The sequence below is a fragment of the Acetobacter sp. DmW_043 genome (genome assembly GCF_002153485.1).
GTDB classification, from domain to species: Bacteria; Pseudomonadota; Alphaproteobacteria; order Acetobacterales; family Acetobacteraceae; genus Acetobacter; species Acetobacter thailandicus.
Map to the genome: position 1 here is coordinate 1 of NZ_JOMN01000087.1, position 4146 is coordinate 4146.

At 48.2% G+C, this 4146-nt stretch carries 4 protein-coding genes; all 4 read right to left on the reverse strand.

The window, feature by feature from the left end; genetic code table 11:
* Positions 1–171: 171 nt before the first annotated feature.
* Complete coding sequence (locus tag HK11_RS11815; RefSeq protein WP_086555513.1) at positions 172–1152, reverse strand: glycosyltransferase; 981 nt, start codon at positions 1150–1152, stop codon at positions 172–174.
* A complete protein-coding gene (glf, locus tag HK11_RS11820; RefSeq protein ID WP_086555514.1) occupies positions 1152–2303 on the reverse strand; it encodes a UDP-galactopyranose mutase in 1152 nt (383 codons plus the stop codon). The genes HK11_RS11815 and glf overlap by 1 nt, the downstream gene beginning before the upstream one ends.
* Positions 2304–2348: 45 nt before the next feature.
* Positions 2349–3056 (reverse strand): ABC transporter ATP-binding protein, encoded by a 708-nt coding sequence (locus HK11_RS11825; RefSeq protein WP_233133474.1) that lies wholly within the window; start codon positions 3054–3056, stop codon positions 2349–2351.
* A gap of 71 nt (positions 3057–3127) precedes the next feature.
* A complete protein-coding gene (locus tag HK11_RS11830) occupies positions 3128–4006 on the reverse strand; it encodes an ABC transporter permease (protein WP_086555516.1) in 879 nt (292 codons plus the stop codon).
* Positions 4007–4146 lie beyond the last annotated feature (140 nt).

Consider the following 4146-nt stretch of genomic DNA (forward strand, 5'->3'; position numbering starts at 1 on the left):
CGGTAAGCCTGTGAATCACAATCTCTCGCTCAGTTCAATAAATTAACAGGTCCTGAGCCTAAAATATCAGCTACTCTGAGCAAATAGATCTATCAACCGCAGATTATTGTTACCTGGCGAAACAGTGCAACCGTTCCTCCTGTCTGAATATCACGGCCTATGGCGCGGTCACTACTCCTCAGATTTAACCTGACTGTTCCCATACGCGACAACCCAAGCGTGAGAACGCGAAAAATTACCACGCAACCCGTCTGCGATTGCTACGGCAAAAACCTTCAAAAACATCATCGGACGATCATAATGGCGGGTAGAAGCCAGAAATTTGATAATCAGCAAAGGTAGGATTAAGGGAAAATAGGGCCCTGCTAATTGACGAAAAAACGGAAGATCATTTCGTACAATATAGTAGACCTTCCACAAAGGATTATAAACTCTCACTCCGGAAGAAGGCGTTGCACAGTCATGTACAAACCGAACAAGAGGAGCGAATAGCAAGCTGTAGTTTGCTTGCGTCAATGACAGTGTATACAGGGAATCATCACGGTAAATAAACAGATCAGACCGTGGTAGCCCCAGTGCTTTCACTACCGGGCAACGTACGAATAGTCCGACAAACGAAGAAAACGCAACTGGTATGGGTTGTGTGCCACTATAGGCGATATCTCCCAAACCAAGTGCACCTGAACGGCGGAAAAAAGCTGAAAGCCAGGTCCGGGGTGAGCGAAAAATATTCTGTCCAGGTCGGTTCATTGAGCAAATTCGACCGTCTGGAAAATACACCGCCGCCGCCACTCCACCAACATCATCACCTGGAGTTAATGCCGCAAACCGGACCAAAGCATCTGGCATAGGGTAGGCATCGTCATCAAAACAGACAAGCCACTCTGCCTCTTCGTTTTTTAACGCATGAGCAAACCCACACTTAAACCCGCCTGCGCCGCCTTTGTTAACTGCTTCATGCACAATATCAAGACGTACGTCATCTAAGCTATCCAGATAAGCTTTTGTGCCATCGGTAGACGCATTATTGACCACAACAACCCTGAAAAAAGACTGAGCAAGCGTATTACGCACTGTCTGCTGCAGTTTTTCGAGGCGGTTATAAGTAACAATAACTGCTGTAACACGGGGGAGAGTGTGGGTTGAGGACATTATGCAAGTGGGTCGATACAAAAGGTGGGAGCCTGATTACCGGCATCCTGCGCCGTCAGGAACTGCTCGGCTGCATCCAGTGCCTCTGCAATGGTAATATGCATATCCAGATAACGGTATGTACCTAAACGACCTACAAACGTGACTCCTTGCTCGGCTTTTGCCAGCTCAACATACCGTTGCAAACGAGCTTTATCGTGCACGAGGCGTATAGGGTAATAGGGCGTATCATTTTCACCGCACAGACGGCTATGTTCGCGGAACAGAACCGTCTGGTCATGCTCTTCCCATGGCGTAAAGTGCTTATGCTCAGCAACACGCGTCCATGGCACATCTTCGTCACAATAATTAATAACAGGATTGCCCTGATAGTCGCCTTCGGCGCGCACTGTTTCAAAGTCTAGTGTGCGGTAGCTCAGGCGACCTTCAGTATGATTGAACCATGCATCGATCGGGCCGCTGTAAAAGACGTGAGCATATTCCTGCGCCTGATCACGGCTGAAGCTGGTGGAGAGGTGTACGCGAATATTGGTGTGTTCCAGAATACGCTCAACGATATAGGTATAACCATGTTCAGGAATACCCTGATACTTACTACCATAGTAATTATCGTTATAATTAAAGCGTACAGGAAGGCGCTTGAGGATACTGGCCGGCAGTTCGGATGGCTCAAGGCCCCATTGTTTGCGGGTGTAGCCACGGAAAAACGTTTCATACATCTTCCGGCCAACAAAACGCAGCGCCTGATCTTCGAACGTACGCGGTTCAGTAATACTCTGGTCGCCCTGTTCTGCAATAAAGGCCCGGGCCTCCGCTGGCGAGAACTGTTTGTTAAAAAGCTGGTTGATTGTCATAAGATTGATCGGCAGGGAAAAAACTTCCCCACGCGCATGCGCTTTAACCCGATTAATAAAGGGCATAAAACGGTCAAATCGCTGCACATACTCCCATACACGCTCATTACTAGTATGAAAAATATGCGGACCATAAACGTGCAGCATAATGCCGCTCTGAGCATCACGTGCTGTGTAGCAGTTACCTGCAACATGCTCGCGGCTATCGAACACATCAACGGAATACCCCCGCTCGGCCAGTTCCCGTGCGATGACGCTCCCTGAAAAACCCGCTCCAACAATCGCTATTTTTTTCATTGTACCTAACTCTTTATTTGATCACTTGTGACAAGGCACGCCTATTCAGGAGCGTGTTTTGAGCAGTTGTTGAAAGTCCTGGCTGGGCAGGTAAGCCTCAAACACTTCCATTGCGGGGCCATCAGCAACAATCCGTCCTCCATCAAGCCAGATCAGCCGGTTGGTCCACTCCGCCAGAATGGAGGGGGAATGGCTGGCAAGCACCAGAATGTCAGCATGCTGCACCATTCCCTCTACCCGCTTTTTAGCTTTGGACATAAAAGCCGCATCCCCGGCTAAAATCCATTCATCCATCAGCAAAATTTCAGGGGAGAAAGCCGTGGCCATACCAAAAGCCAGACGTACTATCATACCGGATGAGTAATTCCGCACCGGGATGTCCAAAAACTCATTTAACTCTGTAAACCCGACCACATCTTCTTCGAACATCTGACTTTCAGATTTGGAGAGTCCTAGATAATAGCTCCGCAGGCGTATGTTTTCATAGCCTGTCAGTTCCATATTCATGCCCTGCTGCGGGTCAAGAAGAGAAATAAGCTTTCCTTCCATCGACAGCGTTCCTGCTGTTGGCTGATAAATGCCAGACAAGGTGCGCAAAAGCGTTGTTTTGCCCGAGCCATTGCTTCCAACCAGCCCCAGCCTGTCCCCTGTTTTGAGTGAGAACGACACATCCCGGAGCGCTTGTACAACCGGACGGCTCTTTTTATCGACACCAAAACGGGAAGAAACCTGGCCTAACAGGGCTTTCTTCAACGATCTGTTTTCAGTGTGATATAAAGGAAAATCAATAGAGGTATCGGAAGCTTTTAAATATGCCATTCCACTTATACCCAAAATGAAATGCGTCCGCGGAAGCGGGCAAAGCTGACCAAAGACACAAGCACCAGTACCCCAGAAATAACCAGAGCCTTCATCACAAACAATGCGCTAAGTGGCTCATTTAAAAGAGGGTTACGCACCACATCGAGAATATAGACAAACGGATTATACAAAACAACGCTTTCTGTACCCGGGTGCCCTCTCAGGGTCGTGGCCTGCCACATGATAGGTGTCATGAAAAAGGCGACCTGCATGATGGCCGCAACAATTTGAGGAATATCTCTGAAGCGGGCACAAATAGTGCCCAGTAAAAATGAGATCGCAACGCCGTCAATTAACCAAAGCAGAAAACCAGGAATGGCGGCCAGACTATAAAAAGTAAGAGGTTTACCCATCAACACAAACACAGCCACAATAACAACCACATTATGCAGCAGAATGATGGTGTTCCTTATGACACTCCTGACGACATGTACTATAAAAGGCATGCGCGTCCCTTTAATCAGGGTGTCGTATGCACTGAAGCAGGTGCATCCATCGCTCGTGAGCGAGCTAAGATAACCCCACAGAACAAGAGAAACTGCCAGAAACGGTATATATGTGTGAATGTCTGTGTTGAACAGGTCAGCATACAGGAAAGCCATTGCACCAATCTGAATGGCTGTTGAGAGCGTGAGCCAGAATGGCCCAATAAGCGAACCTCTGTAGCGCAGTTTGATGTCTGAGCAGGCAAGTGTCCAGACTAACCTGTATAGCTTAGCACCCTCCTGAAGGTCGCTCCACACCAAACCAAATCGCTGCATCCATCCTTTGTCAGCCGTTAACGTAGACTGGCGTTTTGCAGAAGGTCTACGGTGCGCTTCAGGCTGCGCAAGTTCACTCATGATGACAGAAACCTCCGGAAGACAGTACTATTTTCCATGCACTCTACCTAACAGAAAGCAACCCAGATGCAAGAGAAGTCTAGGGCCTGTTAGAACTTAATCCAGTCTGCTGTTGCTGCGATATGGATGACGGCAAGGAA